This window comes from Cohnella sp. OV330 (genome assembly GCF_900112065.1).
In the GTDB taxonomy this organism is placed as follows: domain Bacteria; phylum Bacillota; class Bacilli; order Paenibacillales; family Paenibacillaceae; genus Cohnella.
Map to the genome: position 1 here is coordinate 340,112 of NZ_FOKE01000001.1, position 23,295 is coordinate 363,406.

At 57.7% G+C, this 23,295-nt stretch carries 19 protein-coding genes; 5 read left to right on the top strand and 14 right to left on the bottom strand.

Going from position 1 to position 23,295, the window contains the following annotated elements:
- Nucleotides 1-428: 428 nt before the first annotated feature.
- From BM235_RS01225 to BM235_RS01240, 4 genes are all read right to left on the bottom strand, one after another.
- On the bottom strand, nucleotides 429-1,322 hold the full coding sequence (locus BM235_RS01225; protein ID WP_090108715.1) for a cation diffusion facilitator family transporter: 894 nt from the start codon (nucleotides 1,320-1,322) through the stop codon (nucleotides 429-431).
- A 217-nt stretch (nucleotides 1,323-1,539) separates the two neighbouring features.
- A complete protein-coding gene (locus BM235_RS01230) occupies nucleotides 1,540-2,196 on the bottom strand; it encodes a glycosyltransferase (protein WP_177244171.1) in 657 nt (218 codons plus the stop codon).
- A gap of 104 nt (nucleotides 2,197-2,300) precedes the next feature.
- Nucleotides 2,301-4,076, bottom strand: coding sequence for a sensor histidine kinase (locus BM235_RS01235; RefSeq protein ID WP_158543649.1), 1,776 nt, complete (start codon nucleotides 4,074-4,076; stop codon nucleotides 2,301-2,303).
- A 24-nt stretch (nucleotides 4,077-4,100) separates the two neighbouring features.
- The gene (locus BM235_RS01240) at nucleotides 4,101-5,690 is read right to left on the bottom strand and encodes a response regulator transcription factor (protein ID WP_090108717.1); all 1,590 of its coding nucleotides are present in this window, start codon (nucleotides 5,688-5,690) and stop codon (nucleotides 4,101-4,103) included.
- Nucleotides 5,691-5,983: 293 nt separating this feature from the next.
- On the opposite strand from BM235_RS01240, the gene BM235_RS01245 reads away from it, so the two are divergent.
- Complete coding sequence (locus BM235_RS01245; protein WP_090108718.1) at nucleotides 5,984-6,781, top strand: Nif3-like dinuclear metal center hexameric protein; 798 nt, start codon at nucleotides 5,984-5,986, stop codon at nucleotides 6,779-6,781.
- Nucleotides 6,782-6,836: 55 nt separating this feature from the next.
- Here BM235_RS01245 and BM235_RS01250 read toward each other — a convergent pair whose 3' ends face one another.
- Complete coding sequence (locus BM235_RS01250; RefSeq protein WP_090108719.1) at nucleotides 6,837-7,712, bottom strand: formylglycine-generating enzyme family protein; 876 nt, start codon at nucleotides 7,710-7,712, stop codon at nucleotides 6,837-6,839.
- Between the two features lie 108 nt (nucleotides 7,713-7,820).
- A complete protein-coding gene (locus BM235_RS01255; RefSeq protein WP_090108720.1) occupies nucleotides 7,821-8,456 on the bottom strand; it encodes a glycoside hydrolase family 11 protein in 636 nt (211 codons plus the stop codon).
- A gap of 457 nt (nucleotides 8,457-8,913) precedes the next feature.
- On the opposite strand from BM235_RS01255, the gene BM235_RS01260 reads away from it, so the two are divergent.
- The 3 genes from BM235_RS01260 (at nucleotide 8,914) to BM235_RS01270 (ending at nucleotide 11,703) form a co-directional block, all read left to right on the top strand.
- Nucleotides 8,914-10,080 carry an MFS transporter gene (locus BM235_RS01260; RefSeq protein WP_090108721.1) on the top strand — a complete coding sequence of 389 codons (1,167 nt, stop codon included), beginning with the start codon at nucleotides 8,914-8,916 and terminating at the stop codon, nucleotides 10,078-10,080.
- Nucleotides 10,081-10,099: 19 nt separating this feature from the next.
- Entirely contained in the window at nucleotides 10,100-11,146 is a 1,047-nt protein-coding gene (locus BM235_RS01265) for an NAD(P)-dependent alcohol dehydrogenase (protein WP_090108722.1), read from the top strand.
- A 182-nt stretch (nucleotides 11,147-11,328) separates the two neighbouring features.
- A complete protein-coding gene (locus BM235_RS01270; RefSeq protein WP_090108723.1) occupies nucleotides 11,329-11,703 on the top strand; it encodes a hypothetical protein in 375 nt (124 codons plus the stop codon).
- A gap of 108 nt (nucleotides 11,704-11,811) precedes the next feature.
- Here BM235_RS01270 and BM235_RS01275 read toward each other — a convergent pair whose 3' ends face one another.
- The 6 genes from BM235_RS01275 to BM235_RS01295 form a co-directional block, all read right to left on the bottom strand.
- Complete coding sequence (locus tag BM235_RS01275) at nucleotides 11,812-13,374, bottom strand: MFS transporter (protein ID WP_090108724.1); 1,563 nt, start codon at nucleotides 13,372-13,374, stop codon at nucleotides 11,812-11,814.
- Between the two features lie 675 nt (nucleotides 13,375-14,049).
- Entirely contained in the window at nucleotides 14,050-14,892 is an 843-nt protein-coding gene (locus BM235_RS31545; protein ID WP_143106609.1) for a hypothetical protein, read from the bottom strand.
- 202 nt (nucleotides 14,893-15,094) lie between these two features.
- Entirely contained in the window at nucleotides 15,095-15,604 is a 510-nt protein-coding gene (locus BM235_RS01280) for a VanZ family protein (protein ID WP_090108725.1), read from the bottom strand.
- A gap of 156 nt (nucleotides 15,605-15,760) precedes the next feature.
- A complete protein-coding gene (locus BM235_RS01285; RefSeq protein ID WP_090108726.1) occupies nucleotides 15,761-16,111 on the bottom strand; it encodes a DoxX family protein in 351 nt (116 codons plus the stop codon).
- A gap of 20 nt (nucleotides 16,112-16,131) precedes the next feature.
- Nucleotides 16,132-16,554: an SRPBCC family protein gene (locus BM235_RS01290; protein ID WP_090108727.1), complete on the bottom strand. Its 423-nt coding sequence runs from the start codon at nucleotides 16,552-16,554 to the stop codon at nucleotides 16,132-16,134.
- Nucleotides 16,551-16,880: an ArsR/SmtB family transcription factor gene (locus BM235_RS01295; protein WP_090108728.1), complete on the bottom strand. Its 330-nt coding sequence runs from the start codon at nucleotides 16,878-16,880 to the stop codon at nucleotides 16,551-16,553. Before BM235_RS01295 ends, BM235_RS01290 begins: the two co-directional genes overlap by 4 nt.
- A gap of 153 nt (nucleotides 16,881-17,033) precedes the next feature.
- Here BM235_RS01295 and BM235_RS01300 point away from each other — a divergent pair, with 153 nt between their 5' ends.
- A complete protein-coding gene (locus BM235_RS01300) occupies nucleotides 17,034-17,474 on the top strand; it encodes a hypothetical protein (protein WP_090108729.1) in 441 nt (146 codons plus the stop codon).
- 278 nt (nucleotides 17,475-17,752) lie between these two features.
- Here BM235_RS01300 and BM235_RS01305 read toward each other — a convergent pair whose 3' ends face one another.
- Entirely contained in the window at nucleotides 17,753-21,868 is a 4,116-nt protein-coding gene (locus BM235_RS01305) for an S-layer homology domain-containing protein (protein WP_090108730.1), read from the bottom strand.
- A 108-nt stretch (nucleotides 21,869-21,976) separates the two neighbouring features.
- Nucleotides 21,977-23,176, bottom strand: a complete 1,200-nt coding sequence (locus BM235_RS01310; protein WP_255374005.1) for an MFS transporter — start codon at nucleotides 23,174-23,176, stop codon at nucleotides 21,977-21,979.
- Nucleotides 23,177-23,295: the final 119 nt, after the last annotated feature.

The window sequence follows — 23,295 nt, forward strand, 5'->3', positions numbered from 1 at the left end:
CAAGTAGCTCTGTAGGACGTTACTTTGGCAGGGGAGCCAGGTTATGAAGGTCAAGTGGCGCTGTAGGACGTTACCTTTGGCGGGGGAGCCAGGTTATGAAGGCCAAGTAGTTTTGTAGGACGTTACTTTGGCAGGGGAGCCAGGTTATGAAGGCCAAGTGGCGCTGTAGGACGTTACTTTGGCGGGAGAGTCAGGTTATGAAAGCCAAGTAGCTCTGTGGGACGTTACCTTTGGCGGGGGAGCATGGTTATGAAGGCCAAGTAGTTCCGTAGGACGTTACTTGGGCGGGGGAGCCAGGTTACGAAGGCCAAGTAGTTCTGCAGGACGTTACTTTGACGGGGGAGCATGGGCACGGGGCTTTGTGACCCCGTAGGAGGTTACTTCGGCAAAAAAAGCCCCGGCGATGGACGCCGGGACCAGCAAGCCTTCTAAGACAGCATTTCCGAGACGTCGACCGGTTCGTAGTGGACGTGGACTTCGTACACCTCGGACGTCTTCTTCAGTTTATTTTCGACGCTCGTCGCGATCTCGTGCGCTTCGGCGAAGTCCAGCTCCATGTTCACGAGCACCACCACGTCGACGACGGCGCTGCTGCCGTAATTTCTCGCTTTGATATCCTTGACGGCCTCGACGCCCTCGACCTCCATGATCGCTTCCTTGAAGGACTCGATGGTCGACTCGTCGAACCCGTCGGACAGATGGTGGGAGGCGTCGCGGAAAATATCCCATGCCGTCTTGCAGATGAGGAGGCCGACCGCTACGGCGGTGACGGGGTCGAGCCACGGCAGGCCGAATTGGGAACCGACGATGCCGATCACGGTGCCTATGCTCACGAGCGCGTCCGAGATGTTGTCTTTGGCGGCCGCCATGACCGCTTGGCTGTTGATTCGAACCGCCAGCCTTCGGTTGTAACGGTACACGAAGTACATGACCGCCGCGCAGAACAGGCCCGTCCAGGCCGAGATCGACTCCGGCGCCTTTTCGCTCCCGCTGAAGATCGAAGATACGGCGGCGAACAAGACTTGGAGCCCGACCGCCGCCATGATAAAGGAAGAAATAAGGGAAGCGATCGTTTCCGATTTCCAATGTCCGTATCGATGGTCGTGATCCGCCGGCTTCTGCGCGAGACGCAGTCCGATCAGGACGGCGACGGACGCGACGATATCGGTCGCGTTGTTCATGCCGTCGGCCCTTAGAGCTTCGGACCCCGCGGCGTAGCCGACGATTAATTTAAGCGCGGAAAGGACGATATAGGCGACGATGCTGACGATCGCGCCGCGCTCTCCCAGCTTCAGGTTGTCGTACCGCTGCTGTTGATCCATTTCCCGAAGTACCTCGCTCCCTATCCAGTACCATCCATACTAGCAAGCGAAATCGGAGTGGGTCTAGAGAAACGTTTTTTCGCCGGGGCTACAAACGTGTCGTTCCACAACAATCGTGTCGGCTCGCAAAAAAGTTGCGCGGCGTAAAAAAGCTTTTTATAACCGCCCTAGGCGATTATAAAAAGCTTGTGTCCATTGCGAGCACCGGTTATACGTATTACTTGAATTTCTCTGGAAATTGCTTGACGATGCCCTCAGTCAGGATATCCGCCAGACGGATCATATGGATCTCGTTTTTGTCCGTTGCCGCGATATCCGCTTTCCAATCTCCCTTGATTCTGTCCTGGACGATCTCCGTGATGTATTGAAGATGCGTATAGAACATCTCCTGAACGGTTTTAAACGGCCAGTTCGGATTCGCCGCACTTAAAAACTTCGCGATGTCGTCGGCGTTCCGATGCCAGTCCGCCTCTAGCTTGGTCACGTCCGCCTGATTGCCGGCTTTGGCGGCGGCTACGATCTTTCCGGCGATCTGGATATGCTCTCTCAGCAGGTCGGCCAGCTTGTTGCCGGCGGCTTCCCCGTAATAAGGTTTGATCAGGTTGCCGATGTCCTGTTGGTTCCGAAGCAGCCGGTCCAGCACGTCCTGCTGATCCGGAAGATTGGCCAGCGCGCTGACGATGTAGCTTCTCGTCCAGACGGTATGGTCGATCAACGCTTTTTGCATATCGGCCTTCAACTGCACCATCTTCGGACTCAAGCAGGAAGCGTCCTTCTGCTTGCCCGCCTTCGCTTGCGCGGAACCGATCCCGCCGGTCATGCCCATACTGAGCGCCAAGACGAAAACCAAAGCCAGCATCCATTTGTTTCTCAACTCATCTGCTCCTCTTTGCGGTTGGAATTACAGGCTGGCTTATTTTGGTTGAGCCATCCGAATTTTATTCAACCAGGGAGCGAAGCGTGGGACCTGGCCGGCGATCAGCCTTCCATATCCTCCTTCACCACGATGCGGAACGTCGTCCCTTCCCCTTCCTCGCTCGACACTTCGAAGCCGACCTTGTTTTTGTAATACAGCTTCAGCCTATAATAGACGTTTTTGATGCCGACGCTCTCCCCGATGTCCTCGCTTCGCTCCAGCTCGGCTAAGATCGACGCCAGCCTGTCGGGCGGGATGCCCGCTCCGTTGTCGTGCACGGTGCAGACGAGTCCCTCCTCGGTCTTGGCGACCGCGACGCGGATGAGTCCGCCCTCCTTCAGCTTCTCGATGCCGTGGATGCTGGCGTTTTCCACGAGCGGCTGCAGCGACATCTTCGGGATCATGAGGCCCAGCACCGACTCGTCGGCTTCGATCCGGTAATCGAGCTTGTCCCCGAACCGGTACTTCTGGATGTCGAGGAAGCACGCGACGAGGTCGAGCTCGTCCCGGATCGTGACCCAATCCTTGCCCCAGGTGAGCGACTTGCGGAAAATTTTGGCCATGCTGTGAATGATGCGCGCCGTCTCCTCTTCCTTTTTCATCAGGCTGCGCATGCGGATCGTCTCGAGCGAATTGAACAGAAAATGCGGATTGATCTGGCTTTGCAGCGCGTGAAGCTGGGACTGGTTGCGCTTGATGAGCAGCTCCTTCTTCTGGATGTCCGCGATATAGACGTCGTGGATCAGGCTCTTGATCTGCAGCGTCATCCGGTTGAACTCGGCCGTCAGCTGCCCGATCTCGTCCTGGGCGTCCTGCCGGGCGATCGTCTCGAACGAATGGTTTTTCACCTTTTTCATATGCTTCAGGATGCGCACTAGCCGCGCGGTCAGCGACCGGGAAAACCAGATGATGATCAGCGTCGGGAGCAGCACGTTGGGAATGGCCAGATACAGCACGAAGTACTTGGACTTGCGCACCTCCTCCAGCACCGCCGATTCCTTGAACCGGCCCACGATCCGCCAGTCGGACAGATACGGGACGCCCTTGAAGTCCTCGTCGATGACGATCGTGTCCTTGGACACCGGAGTCGCTGCAAAATCGGCCGTCTGCGCGAGGTCGACCTCCGGATTGGTCGTGTACTGAATCTCGTTTCCCTGCAGCAGGTACAGATCTCCCTCCAGGGTCACGTTATGGAAGATCTCCTTGATCGCTTCGGGATGGAGATCGATTTTCATGTACTTTTCCCATGGCTCCGCGGTCTCTGTATCGGCGATCTTGCGGACGACGCTCAGCATGTCGCCGGTCGCGCCGGGATAGTCGGACGCCGTCCGCAGCACGATCGGCGCGGACAGCGCCGAATCGCGGACCAGCCGGTACCACGGCTGCTCTCTCGTGCTTGCCGTGACGCGCTCCACCTGCCCGCCGTAGATCAGCGTATCGTTGTCCGAGTACAGCGTGATTCGCTGAATCGCCTCGTAGACCGGGCTGTATTTATTGAGCATGCTGATAATGTAGCTTTGATAGTTGTACACGTAATCCGACGGCACGTCGTAATTTTTGTCCATATATTCGATCAGCAGCGCATCGTTATAGATAACCGCGGAGATGCCGACGGCCACGTTGACCTGCGTCATGAAGTCGTTGCGGATCTGTTCGATGGCGAGCGAGATGTCCCGCATCTTCTGCTTTTTGACGTTGTTCGTCGTGATGTTGTAGAAAATGACGTTCGTCAGCACGACCGGAACGAACACGGACAAAAAGTAGACGATCAGCATTTTGTTGCGCAGCCTGACGTTGTTCAAGCTGAAAGCCCGCTTCCGAATCCATCTCAATCCCATTCGCATTCCCTGCACCGCCGATGACTAAAGCTTTTCGCTGATGGCATTTTTGTATGCGGTCGGCGTCTTCCGTTCGACCTTCTCGAACTGGGTGACGAAGTAGTCGGCATTGCAGAAGCCCACGCTCGCCGCGATCTCGTACACCTTTTTGTCCGTCTGCCGGAGCTGGCGCTTTGCTTCTTGAATGCGCAGCTGCAGCACGTATTCGTTGAAGTACACCTGATACGTCTTCTTGAACAGCTGGCCGAGGTAGACCGCGTTCATATAGTAGCGCTGCGCGATGCTCTTCAGGCTGATATTCTCGTGGAAATGCCGGTCGATATACGCCTTGATCTTGGCGATGTCGCCCTTGCCGATCGATTCGCGCAGCGACGAGATATAACCGGCGCATTCGGCGAGGAAGGCCAGCAGCAAATCCCGCAGGCCGGCGAGCGAGCGCGGGGTCTCCTGCCAGCCGAGCGTCGCGTTCATCGTCGTAAGCCGACGGTCGTCGCCCTGCATCGTGCGGACGATGGCCGTCGCGCCGTACACGACGCGGGATACGGCCGCGGCGACGGCATCCGGCGCGAAGCGCTCCTCGCGGAACGCGGCGAGCATCCGGTCCAAGGCGCCCGCCATCGCGTCCGCGTCGTTCTCCTCTAGGCCTTCCAGCAGCGAGGCGTATACCGCAGGCTCGATCTCGCGGCAGGCGCCGGGCTCGGCATCGCGGATCTCTTCGAACAGAAGGACGGTCTCCCCGGACTTGGCGAACTTGGCCTTCCGCGTCTCCTGCGCGGATAAAAAGGACTGCCGGGCTCGCCGAAGCCCCGAAGCGGCCTCGCCGATATAGACGCGCGGCGCGATGCCTTCGCCGCTGCCGGCCGCGCGCGCCAGGCGCTCGCCCAGCGCCTTCGCCTCTTGCGGGGCGATCGCGCCGGGCACGAGCAGGCCCAACTCGTACCGGTCGCGGAAGTGAACGTAAGGCTCGCCGGCGCAGGGCGGCAGGGCGGCCGTATCCGTCACGGCGCGGGCGAGCGCGCGCGCGACGTCGCCGGCGCGGCGCAGCGCCGCCTCGGCGTCCTCCTCAGGCGGCGCGTCGTTCAGCTCGACGGCGTAGTAGCGGTACTGCAAATCCGCCGGCCATCCCAGCGTATGGCGGCCCGCTTCCAGCTCGCGCTCCTCCGCGCGTCCCGAGACGAGCGCCTCGAACAGCGACGGACGCCGCAGCGCGTCCTCCGCTTCGGCCCGCTCCTGCTCCCGCTTCAGCTGCTCGCCGATCCGGACGAGGCTGGCGATGAGCTCGTACTCGTCGATCGGCTTAAGCAGATAATCCTGCACGCCGAAGCGCACGGCCTGCTGCGCGTACTTGAAGTCGCCGAAGCCGCTGATGATGATGAAGTGCGTGCTGCCATAGCCGCGCTCCTGCGCCTCGCGGATCATCTCCAGACCGTCCAGCACGGGCATGCGGATATCGGTGACGACGACGTCCGGCGTCAGGCGCCCGATCAGGGCCAACGCTTCTTCTCCGTCCTCCGCCTCGCCGACCACCTCGAAGCCGTAGCGCTCCCAGGGAATCAAGCCCGCCAGTCCCTTGCGCGCGAACATCTCGTCGTCCACCAGAATGACCTTTCTCACGGCATCCTCCCGTCCGGCGCGTTCGCCTCGGCGCAATCTGTGTAATCGCTTTCATTTCTCGTGCCGAAGGCGGCGCAGATTTTTTTCGTTTTCGCTGCTTCTATTGTAGCGCATCGCGGACCTGGCCGCACTTTGAAAAGTTTGCATGTTTCTTTGTAAATTTAACAAACGCGTCTTTCGTTTAACGGAACTAAAATTTAACCGGTGCCGAACCATGGTTTGCGGGGGTGTCCGCGTATAGGCGGTCTGCTACAATGGGAGCGCCAGACTTCAGGAGAAAGCGGGTCTTGCCCATGCCCTTCGCCATACGCGACATTATCGGTCGGCTGCGCGGCGACGTACCGCCCGTCGACGACACGGTCGACGTCCTGCTCGGCCCCGGCGGTCCGGATTCGCCGGTCAGCGGCGCGGCCGTCGCCTTCATGCCCTCGATCGAAGCGATCGAGCGCGCGGCCGAGCTGGGCGCTAATCTGCTGATCGCCCACGAAGGCGTCTATTACAGCCACCGTACGCCCGAGCGGATTCCGGATGACGATCCGGTTTATGAATACAAAAGGGACTTGCTCCGCCGAACCGGCCTCACCGTGTACCGCCATCACGATTACTGCCACTGCGCGGCGCCCGATCCGATCACGCTCGGCCTGGTCAGGGCGATGGGCTGGGAGGCGGCGCTCGAACGCATGCTGCCGGCCGCGGCGGTGCTCGCCGTCCCGGCGATCCGCGCGGACGAAGCGGCCGCGTACGTCAAGGCGCGGCTCGGCTTGTCCGGCGTGCGCTTCGCGGGCGAACCCGGCGCGGTCTGCCGCCGCATCGGCGTACTCGCCGGCTATCGCGGCGGCGGCGGTCTCGCCGTGCCGCTCCTGCGCGAGGAGCGGCTGGACCTGATCGTCGCCGGCGAAGGGCCCGAGTGGGAGACGCCGGAGTACGTGCGGGACGCCGCGCACCTGGGCGCCGCGAAGGCGCTGCTCTTCATCGGCCACGCCGAGAGCGAGGCGCCCGGCATGCGGCTCGTGGCGGAGCGGCTGCGCGAGGCTTGTCCCGGGCTGCCGGTTCATTGGCTGGACGATAGGCCCGCGCTGCGGTACCTATGAGGGCCGCCCCGAGCGGCCCGATGACGCGCGGCCCCCGCCATCGGCCGCCGGGCCCTCAGCCGCGAACCACGCGAAATCCCTGGTCCGGACCGACGCCGCTCGCCTCGAACTTGCCGCGGTAGGCCGGCTCGGCGCTGCCGACGTCGCCCATCCAGCCGCCGCCTTTGACGACGCGGTACGTGCCGCTCCCAAGCTCCGGGTCCGCGTACCAGTCCCAGCACCATTCCCTGACGTTGCCGGACATGTCGTACAGCCCCAGCTCGTTCGGCTTCTTGCCGCCGACCGCGCGCGGCTGCGTACGATTGTTCTCGATCGCGGGCCAGTTCCACGCGCCGGACAGCTGCCGTTCGCCGGCATTCCTCCAGTACCAGGCGACTTCGTCCGCAAGATCGCTCCCGCTGTACGTATAGCTCTTGCTCATCGCGCCGCCGCCCGCCGCATATTCCCACTCCGCCTCGGTGGGCAACCGATAGCCGTCGGCGTCTTTCCGGATCGTGACCGTCCATTTCAAGGGGTCGTTTTCGCTCCGATTGTTCGGATCCTTGTTCGTTTTGTCGATGTCATAGTAGGGCTTCAGGCCTTCCTTGAAGCTTCTTCGATTGCAGTATTCAATCGCGTCGTACCAGTTCGCCATCTGTACCGGCAGCCGGTCGCCTTTAAACGCGGAGGGGTTGCCGCCCATGACGTCGGTCCATTCTTTTTGCGTGACCTCGTAGCGGCTCATGTATAAGTCCGGCACCGTGACCTCTTTTCCATAATAGCCGGACTTCGCATTCGTAAAATGGCCGCCTTTAATGAGCACGAAGTTGTCGTTTGCTGCGGGCTTCTCGGTCGCTGCCAAGCGTTCATTCGCCGCCGGCTCGTCATTCGAACAAGCGACGGTTGCAAGCAGAATGACTACGGCAAGCGGCATCAGGACTTGCTTCCTCATGCATCTGCTCCTTTCTGACGGTCAGGCCGAATCGGTCTTTGGCGTCGAAAAACAGAAGACTGCCGGCTGTAAGGCCGGCAGGTCTTGGAACGCGCAATGGAAGGGCGATTACCAGACGGTGACGTTGGAGCTACCGCTGCTCTGGTAGCCTTCGGTCGCCAGTACTTGATAGGACCAGCTGCTGCCCAGGTTCATGCCTTTGCTCTTCCAGGCGTTGACGTGGTTGCTGAAGGTGATCGCCACATTGCTTCCGGTCGGACGCTTCGACTGGCGGACGCTCCAGTATTGGGTGAACGTCTGGGTGCCGTCGATCGAAGGCGCGTTGTAGCGCGTCGCCGTATAAATGTCGTACGTGCCGCCATCGCTGGTAACGGTGCCTTTGTACGTGCCGGTCGGCCTGTACGTGCCCCAGCTGTCCACGACGTAATATTCGATGAGCGAATTGCGCGTCCAACCGTAAAGCGTCAAATAACCGTTGCCGGACGGCGCCCAGACGCCGGCATTGTAGTTGATGACCCGGTTCGGCGAGCCGGTGTTCCAGCCTTTGCCGACCACGAAGTTGCCGGTGTTCGACCAATTGACGCTGTAGTTGCCGCCGGAGCCGTTGACCGCGTTCACCGTCCCGCCGCCGTCCGTCCAGTTCTGCCAGTAGTCCGTAGCCGCGCTCGAGGCCGTCGCGAACAGCCCGAAGCTCATCGTAGCCGCCAGCAATGCCGAAGTCATTTTCTTGGAAAGCTTCATCATCTTGTTCCTCCTTGTATCCTTTGGATTTGTCATGTCCTGCCGGGAGCCGTTTCGGCCCCTCCATCGCGCAGTTCGCCGGTTTACCGCGCCTTAGCCGTGCCGACTGCGTCTGCCTCACCTCCGAGTTCATTATAAATTGTAAGCGCATCCATAAATACCTAAGGAATTAAAGATTTGCCTGCGAATATTTAACGAATTTTGGGCAGCCTTTCAACGGCGAGATCGGGATGGTCCAGTTAGAAGTTCTTGCGCATGAGAAACCGCAGCACCTGGGGTCAATATTAATCAACACTTTTCGCCGATTTGTTCACATCTGAACAGATCGCGTTTTTTTAACCATTGAACGAGAGCTCGGGCGCTCTATAATAATAGACGCGAGTTGATTAAACAAAACGACTCGATTTGCGTGTCAACGGCACGGATTTGCGAAGACAGCGAAGAAATGCGAGGTGCATGCTTGACCCGTTCCAATCGTATGTTGATTTTTATTTTAACCGTCGGCGTATTCGGCATTTTGAATACCGAGATGGGCGTCATCGGGCTGCTGCCCGCCGTCGCGGATCGCTATGGGATCAGCGTATCTCAAGCGGGGTGGCTTGTGAGCGGATTCGCCCTTGCGGTCGCGGCGTCCGGCCCGATCCTGCCGTTATTGTGCTCTGGGCTTAACCGTAAGACGGCCATGCTGCTCGTTCTGGGCGCCTTCGCCTTGGGGAACGTCGTCTCCCTGTTCGCGACGGATTTTTCGATGGCCTTGGCCGCCCGCGTGCTTCCGGCCTTTTTGCATCCCGTGTATTGCTCGCTCGCGTTTACGGTAGCAGCGGGCTCGGTCCGGCAGGAGGACGCGCCGAAGGCGGTATCGAAAGTGTTCATCGGCGTATCCGCCGGGATGGTCGTGGGGGTGCCGATCGCCAGCTTTCTGGCAAGCGCCGCTTCTTTGCAGGTGGCGATGGCGTTTTTCGCCGCGGTCAACATTGCGGTATTTTTGGCGACGCTGCTCTTTGTGCCGTCTATGCCCGTCAAGGAAAGAATGTCGTACGGCGCGCAAATCGCCGTTTTGAAAAAATCCGCCGTCTGGCTCTCGATCGCGGCCGTGCTCTTCATCAACGCGGCGATATTCGGCGTCTACAGCTACCTGGCCGAATATCTCGGCACGGTCACGCAGCTGTCCGCGAATGCCGTCAGCATCCTGCTGTTCGTATTCGGCGGCGCCAATATGATCGGCAACGTCGTCGCAGGCCGGCTGCTCTCGCATCGCGCGAACCGTTCCATGATCGTATTCCCGTTTATGCTGGCCGCGGTTTACCTGCTGCTCTTTTTCACCGGACAGTTCAGCCTGCCGACGGCGATCCTCACGCTGGTCTGGGGCATACTGGCCGGCTTCGGCTCCAACATGAATCAATATGTCATGGCCTCCGCCGCGCCCGATGCGCCGGACTTCGCGAACGGTTTGTTTTTAACGTCGGCGAACTTGGGCGTCACCTTCGGCGCATCGGCCGGCGGTTTATTGATCGCCGAATGGGGTACATCGTATGTCGTACTCGCAGGCGTCCTATCGTTAGTATTGGGTTATATCGCCGTCTTGCTTAGAAATCGCGTGCTGTCCACAGCTCCGCTACATTTATGAACATCCAGGAGGTTTTACGATGATCACCGTTAACGCACGCGCTACCTTTAGCCCTGAAGGGCCGTTTAAGCTGACCGAGATCGAGCGCAGAGAGCTTCAGCCGCACGATGTGCTCATCGAAATTAAGTACGCCGGCATCTGCCATTCCGATATCCATACCGCCCGCGGCGAATGGGGTCCGGTTCAATATCCGCTCGTGCCGGGGCACGAAATCGCGGGCATCGTCGCCCAAGTCGGCTCGGCCGTCACCAAGCATGCCGTCGGCGACCGGGTCGGCGTCGGCTGCATGGTCGACTCTTGCGGAGAATGTCCGAACTGCCATAAGGGAGAGGAACAGTACTGCCTGAACGGCATGACGGGCACTTATGGCGCGACCGATAAGTACGGCCACTATACGCAGGGCGGTTATTCCACCCATATCGTGGTGACTGAAGAATTCGTCGTCCGCATTCCGGACAGCCTCCCGCTCGACGCCGCCGCGCCGCTGCTGTGCGCCGGTATCACCACCTATTCGCCGCTGCGTCACTGGGGCGCCGCTCCCGGCAAACGCGTCGCCGTCGTCGGACTCGGCGGGCTGGGCCATATGGCCGTGAAGCTCGCGCATGCGATGGGCGCGGAGGTCACGGTACTGTCCCAATCGCTGAAGAAAAAAGAAGACGGCCTGAAGCTGGGCGCGGACCACTACTATGCGACTAGCGATCAGGAGACGTTCAAGACGCTGGCGGGCTCGTTCGACCTCATCGTGAACACCGTGAGCGCGAAGCTCGATATGAGCGCCTACCTGTCGCTGCTGGCGCTGGACGGCACGCTCGTCAATGTCGGCGCGCCCGCGGAGCCGCTGTCCGTGAACGTATTCTCGCTGATCGGCCACCGCCGCTCCTTCGCCGGCTCGATGATCGGCGGCATCCGCGAGACGCAGGAAATGCTCGACTTCTGCGCCGAGCACGGCATCGCGCCGGAGATCGAGGTCATCTCCGCCGACCGGATCGACGAAGCGTGGGAGCGCGTGTTGGCTTCGGACGTCCGGTACCGGTTCGTCATCGATATCAGCACGATGGAAGCCTGATCCGCGATTCGACGGCTCACGCGATCCAGTGAACGCTAATGCTCTCGTCCCTTTTATAGGGACGGGAGTTTTTTATTGATAAAAATGGGGGATGCCGTCGCATTCGAATAACTACTCTTGTCCAATCGCTCGCCGAAAATCCGAATACGATACAGCATTCCATACCAGAGGAGGTGAACGGCATGCCCTATTCAACCGGTACGGTCACGAATACGAGAGACTTCGGTACGGCCTCGACGAACATCGTCCTCAACGTCCGAAATCTGGATATCGCTCTCCCTGTCAGCGTCATCGTTAAAATATTCGCTTCCGTCGATTCGGACAATTTCTACACGGCATACGTGTCCTCGTTCGATGTCCCACCGAATGCATACGACGTCAGAACCTTTTTTATCGCAGGCAATGTCGCCTATGAAGTGCAAGTCGACTTGTTTTCCAACTCGACCAACGCGCTGATTTCCGTTTATGGCATCGACGAATTCGGCAATCTGGTCACGGACCAACGCTTCGCGCAGAACGAGATGAGCTTTATCCCTACGCTCAGTCCGAACCCGTAACGCCATAAGGAAAAATTGAATGTATTGTGCCTGCCGGTTTTCCGGCGGGCTTTTTTTGAGTGACGAGACCACGAATACCGTCATGTTGCGTACGTGACTTGGATTCCTCTACGACACCGAAGCGCCCTGCGCGTCCTCCTGAATGCCCTCGGCCTGGTTCGACTGCGTCTCTCCGATCGGCCTTAAGTGCCGCAACCGCATAGCGACAAGAACCGCGATCGCGAGCATGACCGCGCCGCAGACTGCCGCGACCGCGTGCATCCCGCTCGCAAAGGCTTCGCGCGCGCCCGCGAGCAGCGTCCGTCCGACTTGCGCAGGAAGACCTTCCGCGATCGCGGCGGCACCAGCGAGACTATCGCGCGAGGCTTGTACGGCAGATGCCGGCAAGCCGGCAGGAATCGCGTCCGCCACCTGAGTGCGATAGACGACCGTGCCGACGCTGCCTAAGACCGCGATGCCCAGCGCGAAGGCGAATTCGCCGCTGGTCTGCAGCATGGCGGCCGCCGATCCCGCCTTCTCGGGCGGAGCCGAACCGACGACGAGGTCGCTCGACAGGCTCGGCAGCGGAGCAGCCCCTATGTTGAAGCAGATATAGCCGGCTACCACCAACGCAAGGCCTGATTCGACGCCCGCCTGGGTCAACAGTACGCAGCCTGCGGTCGATACCAGCAGCCCGCCTCCTATCAATCTAGCCGGTCGGATCCGGCGCGCGAGCAGCGGCGAGAAGAACATGCCTGCCATCGAGCCGATCACCCCGGGGAGCGTATACAATCCGGCCTCAAGCGGCGACATGCCCAGGACGAACTGAAGGTACTGCGCGATAAAGAGCATGATCGCTCCCGTCAGCGTGACGCCGAACATGGCCCCCAGCGCAGCGCCGAATCCGGGACTGGCGAACAGCCGCAGATCGAGCAGCGGGCTCGCCAGCCGGCGCTGCCGCGATACGAACGCCGCGCCAAGGGCGACGCCTCCCATAATCAGCAGCGCTGGCGTCATTTGCAGGCCGTGCTTCGCGGTCTCCTTCAAGCCGTAGATGATCGGCAGAATCGCGCCTAGCGACAGCGCCACGCTGATCCCGTCCAGCCGCCCGGCTTGGGGGTGCCGGTATTCGGGCAGCAGCAACGGACCGGCAATGAGCAGAAGCAGCATCACGGGCACGCCCAGCAGGAATACCGAGCCCCACCGGAAGTGCTCCAGCATGACGCCGCCGACCACGGGCCCCAGCGCCATGCCGCCCATCGAGCAGGTCAGCCATATGCCGATGGCAAAGGAGCGCTGTTTGGCGTCGCGGAACATGCTGCTAATCAAGGCTAGCGTAGATGGCGATACGGTCGCCCCGGCAATGCCGAGGATCGCGCGGGCCGCGATAAGCATCTCGGGGCTTGTGGAAAATGAGGCCATGATCGAAGCCAGCATGAATGCAGAGCCGCCGATCAACAGCAGCTTGCGCCGGCCGATCCGGTCTCCCAGCGTCCCCATGGTGATCAGGCATCCGGCGAGCATAAATCCGTAAATGTCGATGATCCACAGCTGCTGGGCGCTGTCGGCGCCGAGCTCTTCGCCGATATGCGGCAGCGCGAGGATCATGACGGAGAGATCGATCGAGACGAGCAGGGCGGGCAGCGCAAGAACCGCAAGCCCGCTCCATTCGCGGATGCCGGCCTTAGTCATGAATGAGCACCTCCCTTACTGAACTTTTTAGCAGAACGCAAAAATGGCATAAATAGCTCCTTTATCGCGCGCGAGATGGTTACCGGTGACCCCATCGTAATTCATGACGCAACGTCAGGTGCAAGCAAAAAATGGCCATTACCCAAGGGGGATACATTTGAATCAATAAAACGAGCCGCACAGGCACCGGTATTCGGTGTCCGTACGGCTTGTCCATATGTCATATGCTTCGTTATCTACTAATAATTATTCTTGTGACCACTTAATTTCTGGAATATAAAAAAAACGAAATAAGATATAACAGAAGCTAGCCCCCCTATAATTGCAAAAAGAATATTTATCAATATAGAGGTAATAATGTTTCCGGAGATTGAAAACAAGCATGCAATAAATAAAAAAATATATAAGTACTTTATTTTCGAGTACTGGTTACCTCTGTTAAAAATTGAGTATAAAAATAAAATGAAGGAATAAAAGACCAGAAAAGAACGCAATCCATAATTTCCACTAAACTTTTCTTGTAAATTAACGATGTCAAACAATAAAACAATGAATCCCCAACCAATAAAACAAGAGATAAGCAATTGGACATTTTTCCAAGTCATTTAATATCTCCCTTGAACTTAAGATAGAACTAAGAACACCCTTTATAAGTGTTCTTAGTTCTCTTAATTTTTATTGAATGCCTGACCAGCTATGCGAGTATGTCCACTTCACACCATACATCAATGGTTCCACTAGAGTATAGTCTGAATTTAAATAGGCTCGGAAAGATAATAATGCAACTCCATTTGTTCCAACTATATTCACAATATAACTGCCTCTAGTTCTAGCATAATCACTAGAATTTTTAGATGAATTATCTGTAATTGCTGTAGAAGCATTTACTACAACTAAGGGTAGTTGACTCCATGTCCCTGCATCTGTGGTATCGTAGACCGATAATTCTGTACTAGTAAAGTTTAAGAATGAAGTCAAGCCCAACTTTGTATCTGGATACATAAAATGATAGGTGACCACGACATATTGATCTTGGTATGAACCATAAGGTGAACTCCATGGAGTATCACTTAAAGTCTGCACATTATTGTTTTGATCAGGCAATTTAGTTAAGGTATGCTCTACCGAATAAAAAGATCCATCATCGAGTTGGACAAACTTTATTTCCTCATCCTCTATTTGAGCTCCCGTTGAAATCTCTCTTATGGTTTTATTTATATCTTTGTTTATTGCTTCTTCACTATAAACATCGATGGTCTTTGCGTATTCTTTTTCTAGCGAAGGATTGTCCCTAAACAATTTCTCATATTTTTCTTTTATTTTTATTGCTTTCTTATCACCAAACCCCCCTTTTTCTCCAGATTTAACATATTCAAAGTATGCTTGATTGGCCTCCTTTAATTCGCTATAGTTGATTTTCTCCATTTCTTTATTCGATGAAGCTGCATAACTGGGGATTGCAAATGATAAAGATAGAACAACTAACATCAACCCAGATTTAAAACCCGTTTTTTTCATTTTTTATCCTCCAAATATGTTTTTAATTTCCAACTAAATATACCACGTTTTTTCAAAAAAAAAGGAATAAACCCTATGGCTCATTTTGTCGATGATATTTATCCCGGATTTGTCGATTCGTGTAAAAGATCGTATTGTAGGTACAGCTAAAAATGGCCGCCCCTTAGGTAGGAACGGCAATCGCATTCATTGCCTATAACGATCAGCCCGCTTGCGTCAGCCTGCCCCGTGCGATCCCCGAGCCGGCGAACAGGCCGTAGCCGATCGCGCCGCCGAGCGTGTTCAGGATCAGGTCGTCCACGTCGAAGCTGCCCATGGCGGAGATCAGCTGCGCAGTCTCGAGCGCGAGGCTGATGCTGAGCGCGTAGAAGAGCACGGCGGGCAGACGACAGCCGACGAACAAGCCGAGGAACAGCCCGAGCGGGATAAATACCGCGATATTTCCGAACAGATTAAACGTGTCGTGCATGTGCGGCAGCCCCGCTACGTTCTCCCGGATCGATACGAAAGGCGTCAAATTGGATAACTGCCATCGGTAAGCGATATTGTGCGGCTGCTCCGCTGTCTCCAAAAATAAGCGTCCGAGCAAGGGGACATTCACGTCGCCGAACTTGAACAGAATGATCTTGATCAGTATGTAAAGGTAGCCGGCAAACAAGGCGGCGGCACCGAGCTTGATCCATATTACAGGCGAAAAATACTTTACGTTCATGCGTTCCACGCTCCTCTGCAGCTCTTAGGTGCATTTTAGCGCGTAATGTTAAATTTTTTTCCGGGCTAACTTTTAAATTTTTCTTAAGAAGGCGCGCAACAGGCAAAACGAGCCGCATAGACACCGGCAACCGGCGCCCATACGGCTCGCTCATCTTCATGCAACCTGCTGGACGACGATCAGCGCAACGGCAACCAGCGTGATGAACAATGCCGGCACCGCGCTGCCGGCAGGATGCTTCACTCTGAAGTGCGCCAGGACGGCCACGAACATCGTGAACGCGATCCATATGCCTGCCCACAAGAGCACCTCCGGTTTCCAATAGCCGACGATCAGTCCGATCGCTCCGACGATCTGAACGATGCCCGTCACCACCCTGAACCATTGCGGCAGCCTCAGCGAATCGAACATCTCGACGAAGTTTTTCGAGCCGGCCAGCTTGGTCGCGCCGCCGCCGATCATCGGGAAGATCAAAAAGCTCTGCAGCACGATCAATACGATATTCATCGAACGATTCTCCCCTCGCCTTAGGCCGCCAATGCTTTTTCCAGCTCGCCGCACCACTTGGTCCAGCCGTAACGCGCGCCTTCGAGACCGTGAACGTTGGAGAAGCCGGTTTGCTCGAGATGCAGGTTCACCTTGCCGTCGCCCAGATCCTGAAGCGTCCACGTGACCGTATGCTTCTCGTCGCCGCTGGCCCAAGTGTAGGACACCCGGTTCGGCGCTTCCACGACGAGCACCTCGCCGTCGATGATGCCGTCCCAATACTGCGAAGGCTCCGTGCGAAATTGAAAGCGGTGGCCGACCACCGGCTCGAAGTTGTTTTCCATCGGCTTGCCGGTGTGGATATTGGCGATCCACTTGGCCAGCTTGCTGGAATCCGTCAATGCGGACCACAGCTTGTCGATCGACGTCTCGTACTCAAAATCCAGGGTTAAAGACAAACTCATCGTTGTTCCTCCTCTAATAGTCGGCTTAAGCGCCGTAGATTCTCATTCCAGAACTTGCTGTAGTGAGCGACCCAATCCTGAACTTCCCTGAGCGGAGAGGCGTTGAGCCTGTATCGCGTTTCCCTGCCGACCTTGCGGCCCGCGACCAGCCCGGCTTCCTTGAGGATGGTCAAATGCTTGGAGACCGCCGTCCGGCCCATGGGAAACTGCTCCGTCAATTCGTGCAGCGGAATCTCATCAACCTCCGCCAACAGGCGAATCAGCCGGCGCCTCGTCGGATCCGCGATCGCGTCGAACACGTCCCGCAATGGGTTCTTATCGCTCACAACACCCTCTCCTAAGTTCTAGTGGCCTTCATATCAGACACCTTTTGGTGACACTTTGATTATAGGACACCGTTTAGTGTCGTGTCAATATATTCATTAGATGTAACTTTCCATATGCCTCAAGTGTCTAATTATAGGAGGGGATGACGAACGATGAAACGTAATACCAAAATTGCCATTGTCGCGATCGCCGTACCCGCGGTCGTAGCCGTCTTTCTAATGTCCCTCTTCGTGGTATGGAAAACGAACGATGAGATTTTCCGCCCATTCCGGAGCTTCTCCGTGACCGTTGTCAATCAGTCCGACTACGACCTGGTCTCCGTCGAGACGGGCATTCTATCCAGCGACGCCTCCGGCCATGCGGTCGAGAGCGGAGCTAAACGAACCTTCGCGAAAACGATCAAGGCGGGCGACGAGAAAGTGATCAGTCCCAAGCTGAGCCTAAGCGGCGAAGGCGGCATTTATCTCAAGTACACCGACTCGCGCGGGGAGACGGTTCAGAAGACGGTATGCTCGTACACGGAAAGCGCGTCCGGCTCTTCCACCATCACGATTCAAAACGATCGGGTCGACGTGAAGGAAAATTGTAGTTAGGCTTCGCGGTCGCCAACGAGAGCAAAAAACGTCAGGGAAAGTCGCCCTAACGGACCCTTGGGTTCATTTACAATCCTGTTCCTGTAACCGCGGATTTCTCGCCTACAGCAAGCTCCGGCGCCGTCGTCGTTGCTGTAACGTTGCTTTTCTTGCTTATAGCGGCAGCTCTCTCCTGTAACCGCGGATCTCTCGCTTCACCCCATGAATAGCCAATCAAAAAAAGACAAAAAGCAGACGCCGCGGCGTCTGCTTTTGTCCATTCTAACGATAACTAGCGATTATTGGAGCAGGAGCAGCGAGATCACCTTGGCGGTCTCCGCGCGGCTGGCCGGCGCGAGCGGATTAAAGCTGCCCGACGCGTCGCCCTCCATGACGCCAAGCTTGCTCAAGGCCAGCGCAGCGTCGCGCGCCCATGCCGCGAGCTCAGCCTGGTCGCCGAAACTCGCGCCGCCGCCGTCCTGCGGAACCGCAACCTTGCGGTAGTCCAAGGCCCGCTGGAGCATGACGGCCATCTCCTGCCGCGAGATGTCCGCGTTCGGGTTGAACCGGCCGCCGCGATCGCCCATCACGATGCCGCTCTGCGCCGCCGCGGCGACAGCATCGCCGTACCAGGCATTCCCCTTCACGTCCGCGAACGCAGCTGCACCTGAAGCCTGCAGTCCAAGCGCTCTGGCGATCATCGCCGTGAATTCCGCTCTCGTTACCTTCTTGTCCGGGCTTACCTGTCCATTGCCGGTGCCTTGCATGACGCCGATGCCGGACAGCATCTGAACGTACGGGTACGACCAATGGGAAGCCGCAAGATCCGAATAGCCGTGCTTCACTTCAATCGCCGTATACGTCACGCCCGAGTTCAAGGATGCCGGCTGCTTCTGATTAACGATGCTGAAGGCCGCGAGTTCCAGGCTGCCGCCCTCGGTCACCAGGTACAGATTCGTATAAGGCGTCAGGGACAAGCCCTTCCAATCCAACGTATACGCGAACGCCTTGCCGTTCGTGGATACGGTGAAGGCCATGCGGCCGGACGCTTCCGCGTTCGGCGCAGTCGCGAGCTGCTTCAGCGCGCCGGCATTCGCGAATTGTTCCTTTTTCCACGTCAGGACGAGATCCGATCCGTCGGCAGGCGCGCTCAGCTGAGCGGCGTCGATCCGGATGCCCGGCTGATTATCCCCTTGGATGACCAGGGAGCCGACTTTGTTTGCGGCCAGCTTGGTCAGGAGGCTCGAATCGATCTTCAGTTGCTGAACCGCGCCCGACACCTTCACCGTCAGTTCGCCGTTCGACTGGACCGCTTGCAGCTCCTTCTCCGTCAGCTCGTGCACCGCCTGGTTCGTTTCGCCCGAACCGGTCTGGTTGTTCGGCGCACTCGGGCCAGGCGTGCCTGGCGTGCCCGGATCCGTCCCCCCGCTCGTCTTGGCGATGGCGAACGAATCGACGAGCTCGCCGGTCAGCGTTCTGGCTTCGACCTTAATCGCGTCGTCCGCGACTCGAACATGCGTGTAGACGGGCACGTCGTCATCGTACGAGAAGTTCAGGTAATCGTACTTCTCGCCATCGTAGAACTTCCAGCCGGAAGAACCGCCGTCGAGATAGACGGTGCCTGCGCCGTTCGCCGCGATCTTGCCGGCCGCCATCGGATACGTCCGCGCGTACACGTGATCGTGACCGACCAGCACCAGATCGACCTTGTGGCTCTCGAGGATATCGGCAAAATAAATCTTTACGTCCTCCGCGAGATTCCCGCGGCCGGCTTCCGTGTGGTAGACGGGACGATGGAACATCGCGATGGTCCATTTTTTCTTGTTGGCGTCCAAGTCCTTGCGCAGCCACTCCGCCTGCAGGGCCATCTGCTCCTTCGTGCCTTCGGAGTTCAGGACGACAAAGTGCGTATCGTCCACGTCGTACGCATAGGCGTACTCCTTGTACGCGTCCGGTCCGTTGTCCGGCAGGCTCGCGCCCTTGGCGTAGACCTCCTTGCCCTCTCCCTTCACGTCATGGTTGCCGAGCGTCGTCGCCGAAGGAAGGAACGTCGCGTAGCTCGCGGAAGCTTCCCAGAATCGCTTCCACTCCGCGAACGCCCCCCCTACGTCCACCGCGTCGCCGCCATGCATCAGGAACTGCGTATCCGGATACTTTTCCAGCGCGTTTTGAACCAAGGATTGGTACGTTTCCTTGCCGGTGTCCGCCTTGACGTGGGAATCCGTGACGAACACGAACGATACCGGCGTGGACGTCTTCGCGTCCGTCGTCGCGTAGTCGTACCAATCACTCCACGCGCCTTCGCTGCCTACCCGATACTTGTAGGCCGTCGACTCGCTTAAGCCCCCGATCAGCGCCGCGTTGAACCGAATCTCGCCCTTCGGTCCGTTTTCCAGCTCGCTCAGCACTTGGTTGGCGCTCTCCGCTTCGACGGTCGTGACCTTAGAGGCGTCAGGCGTTGGCGCGTCCTTCGCCCAATCGGCTGCCTTCACATATTGAATGGCGTTCGTCGGGGCCATCGGACTCGTCGTCCATCCCACGCTCAGCTGAGTGGACAGATCCTCCGTTACGTACGTCTGTATGTATTCCGGCTTCAGGCTGCCGTAGGGCTCGACGACCTCGAAGCTCATCGCCGCGCTGTTCTTGCTGCCGACGACCGCTTGCGCCTTGTACGATCCTAGCGCCAATGTCGTCAGATTCGTCTTCAGCTCGCCCTTCTCGTCCGTCTGGCCCAAGGACAAGTTCAACGGAACGATCGATGCGGCGTCCACGCTCGTCTCTTCCACGTACCCGGTCGTCGCGCCATCGGGCAGCATGACTTCGAACCAGCCGTCGTCCGCTTCAGGGGTCCCGTAGATACGCGTGCCTTCTGGAAGGGTAGCCACCACGGGCTCCGACGTATCGTCGTCCTCGTACACCGACGCTTGCGCGCTTAACTTCACGACGGCCATCTGCTCGAGCATGCCTCGCAGGTAGACGTCCGCGCCCGCGAACGGCGTGCCGTCATGCGTCGTCACTTTGAAGGTCGACGTCGAATTCAATCCTACGCCCTCAACCGTCATCAAGTAAGGGAAGGCAATCGTGTAACGGACCGGCTGGGCCAAGGAAGAGACCGTAGCGGCATCCGAAACGAGCGAGCCCGCGCTCATCTTCACGAGCTTGAAGCGCTCGCCGCGGCTCAGCACGGCATCGGGACTGACGCGGAATTGAACCGTGGCGAGCTCGCCCGAAGCTTTAATATCGTTAACGTCGAATAGAAGCTTACCGTCGTTATCCGAAGTCTTGGTCGCAGTCGTGCCATTCTTGGCGACGATCTGCTCGACCGTCAGCGTGCCCGGATCGTATTGAAGCGCGACCTTCGAGGACGAGCTTGTCCGGTCTCCGGCGAGGGATACGGTCACTTCGTACAGCTCGTTGCTGACCGCTTCGGCCGGAGCCGACATGACGAGGCGCTCGCCGGCGTCCTCCGTGAAGGAATAGCTTAACCGCGCCGGATTGCCCGCTTGATCCTTGGCAGCCACGACGACCTCATGGTATCCGCTCGTGATGAGCGCCGCCGGCAAGCTCAGCAGCTTCGTTTCCTCCGAGTAGGCCGACTGTGCCGTCAGATCCTGCCCGTCCACGGAGAGCGAGATGGAGCTTGGGTCGATGCCGGACGGCGTAACCGCACCCGCCTGCACGTCTTGAATGCGCACCTCGAACTTGTCCAGGTCGCTTGTCAGCACGGCATTCGGCGCCGGAGAAACGGCTTCAATCGCGGGAACCTCCCGGTCGAGCGCGTTTTCCTTGTAGATCAGCTGGACGTCGTCGATCCAGATCGATCCCTTATTTTTCTTGGACATGTCCGATTGCTTCAGTTGGAAGTAAAGCTCCAGGGAGCTGCCTTCGATCTTGTCCTGCGGAACGTCGACCTCTATGTATTTCCAGCCCGTCCAGTTCACGCCGACGGTATCGTCCGCATAGTAGGCGGGCGTAAAAGAAGAACCTTTGCTGTCGCGGAACTTCGTCGTTAACAGGTGGCCGTCATTGCTACCGTATGCCCATAAACCGACCTTGATCGGCTTGCCTTGAATGGCGATGCTGCCGGTGCCGGGAGCCAGCTCCAGCTGCGACGGATTGTCGACGACATCGATCATGTCGTAATCGATTCTGAGCGAGTAGTTGCCATTCCTCACGTGCTGCTTTTCCGTCTCGATCGAGGCGCCTGCCGATACGACCCGCTTCGGATTTAACTTAACGACGCCGGCATTGCCGGACTCGAAGTCCTCCAGCATCAGCACGCCGTCGGCGTCGGGGACGGTCGGCGCCGCGAACGCGACATGCTTGGCGGTCGCCGGTACGGCGAAGGGAACGGCTAACAGCACCGCCATCGATCCGACGATGATTCGGGTAAGGCTCTTTTGACTTTTTCTCAAGTAAGGCACATCCTCTCATTCTTGCTTTTGCCAATAAATGAGATTATAGATGGCCGATGTCAACTAGGATGCGATAGATTGTCATCTAACAGTGAAGTCGCAAAATGGTCACATTCGCGGCGTCTGCCTGTAACGATGAAGGACCGCGACGGAGGCAGCGATCAGGATCATCCCCATCGCGGCTGGAGCGGCATGCCCCAGCGATACATATATTTGACCGCCGACGATCGGCCCGATCATTCTGGCTAGCGCCTGAATCGATTGACTGCCGCCTTGAATCCGCCCTTGCTCGCTCGCGTCCACGGATTTTGACAGCATCCCGTTGAACGAAGGCCCGAAGATCGAGTCGCCGAATCCGAATACGAACATACCGGCGATTAATAGAGGATAGAACGAGAGAAAGGCCGAGGCTGCAATCAGCGCGTAGCCCGTCAGCTCCGCAGCCATCCCGAGGATCGCAATTTGCTTATCGCCAAGTTTCTTCAGCAGCTTGGGCATGATCAAGCCTTGGGAGACGATATCCTGGACGCCCATGATCGAGAATGTCAGTCCGATCAGCGCAGGCTTCCACGCGAACGTATCCATGGAAAATTGCGAGAATATGGCCTGCAGCGAACCGTTGGGAACCCAGAGCAAAAACGCTGCGACGAGGAGTCTGTTCAAATTTTTGGCGGACAAGATGCCGGCAAGCTGCGCAAAAGGATTCAGTCTGGCGGGGGCGATCTTCTTCAATCTGTTCGGCTTGGCGAGGCTCTCGGGCATAAAAAAGAATCCGAAAACAACGTTCAATAAAGTGATGGCGGCTCCGAAATACATAGGCGCCGCATAGCCGAACTTGGCCAGCACTCCGCCCAGCGTCGGGCCGATAACGGTGCCCGCGCCCACGACCGCACTTACCCATCCGAAGTATTTGGTCCGCTGCTCCGGCGGAATAATGTCCGCAAAGTAGGCGAAAATCGTGCCGATGCTCCCGCCCGTAATGCCTTCGATGATACGCCCCGCGAACAGCACCCACAGCGCGCCGCCGATGCCGAAAACGAAGTATCCGATGGCAGAGCCGAGCAAGCAGAGCAAGAGCAGCGGGCGACGACCGTATCTGTCGCTCAGAGCGCCCAGTACGGGAGCCGCAAAAAATACGCAGCCTGCATAAACGGCGGTCAGCAGCGTCACCGCGGTCGCTTGATCTCCGGGATCGCGGATATACGGCTGCACCAGAAACGGAACGACCGGCGCGACGATGCTGAAGCCGATGCCGCATAGGAACACCGACATCAGGCCGAATAACAGCGCCTTTTTATCTACGGTCAATGGAATAATCTCTCCTCGACTCTTTTATTTTGTTTCCTCGGAAACAACTACATCGTACTGCCATTTTGTTTCCCCGTCAACAAAAAAGAATATTAAAAACAGCCCCTTCTCTAACGAGA

What these genes read in the sequence shown, in the direction of transcription:
- BM235_RS01280 (WP_090108725.1), bottom strand. Translation starts at nt 15,604, where the DNA reads ATGAACGTAAAGTATTTTTCGCCTGTAATATGGATCAAGCTCGGTGCC.
- BM235_RS01290 (WP_090108727.1), bottom strand. Translation starts at nt 16,554, where the DNA reads ATGAGTTTGTCTTTAACCCTGGATTTTGAGTACGAGACGTCGATCGAC.
- BM235_RS01275 (WP_090108724.1), bottom strand. Translation starts at nt 13,374, where the DNA reads ATGACTAAGGCCGGCATCCGCGAATGGAGCGGGCTTGCGGTTCTTGCG.
- BM235_RS31545 (WP_143106609.1), bottom strand. Translation starts at nt 14,892, where the DNA reads ATGAAAAAAACGGGTTTTAAATCTGGGTTGATGTTAGTTGTTCTATCT.
- BM235_RS01250 (WP_090108719.1), bottom strand. Translation starts at nt 7,712, where the DNA reads ATGAGGAAGCAAGTCCTGATGCCGCTTGCCGTAGTCATTCTGCTTGCA.
- BM235_RS01300 (WP_090108729.1), top strand. Translation starts at nt 17,034, where the DNA reads ATGAAACGTAATACCAAAATTGCCATTGTCGCGATCGCCGTACCCGCG.
- BM235_RS01285 (WP_090108726.1), bottom strand. Translation starts at nt 16,111, where the DNA reads ATGAATATCGTATTGATCGTGCTGCAGAGCTTTTTGATCTTCCCGATG.
- BM235_RS01245 (WP_090108718.1), top strand. Translation starts at nt 5,984, where the DNA reads ATGCCCTTCGCCATACGCGACATTATCGGTCGGCTGCGCGGCGACGTA.
- BM235_RS01225 (WP_090108715.1), bottom strand. Translation starts at nt 1,322, where the DNA reads ATGGATCAACAGCAGCGGTACGACAACCTGAAGCTGGGAGAGCGCGGC.
- BM235_RS01270 (WP_090108723.1), top strand. Translation starts at nt 11,329, where the DNA reads ATGCCCTATTCAACCGGTACGGTCACGAATACGAGAGACTTCGGTACG.
- BM235_RS01265 (WP_090108722.1), top strand. Translation starts at nt 10,100, where the DNA reads ATGATCACCGTTAACGCACGCGCTACCTTTAGCCCTGAAGGGCCGTTT.
- BM235_RS01255 (WP_090108720.1), bottom strand. Translation starts at nt 8,456, where the DNA reads ATGATGAAGCTTTCCAAGAAAATGACTTCGGCATTGCTGGCGGCTACG.
- BM235_RS01235 (WP_158543649.1), bottom strand. Translation starts at nt 4,076, where the DNA reads ATGGGATTGAGATGGATTCGGAAGCGGGCTTTCAGCTTGAACAACGTC.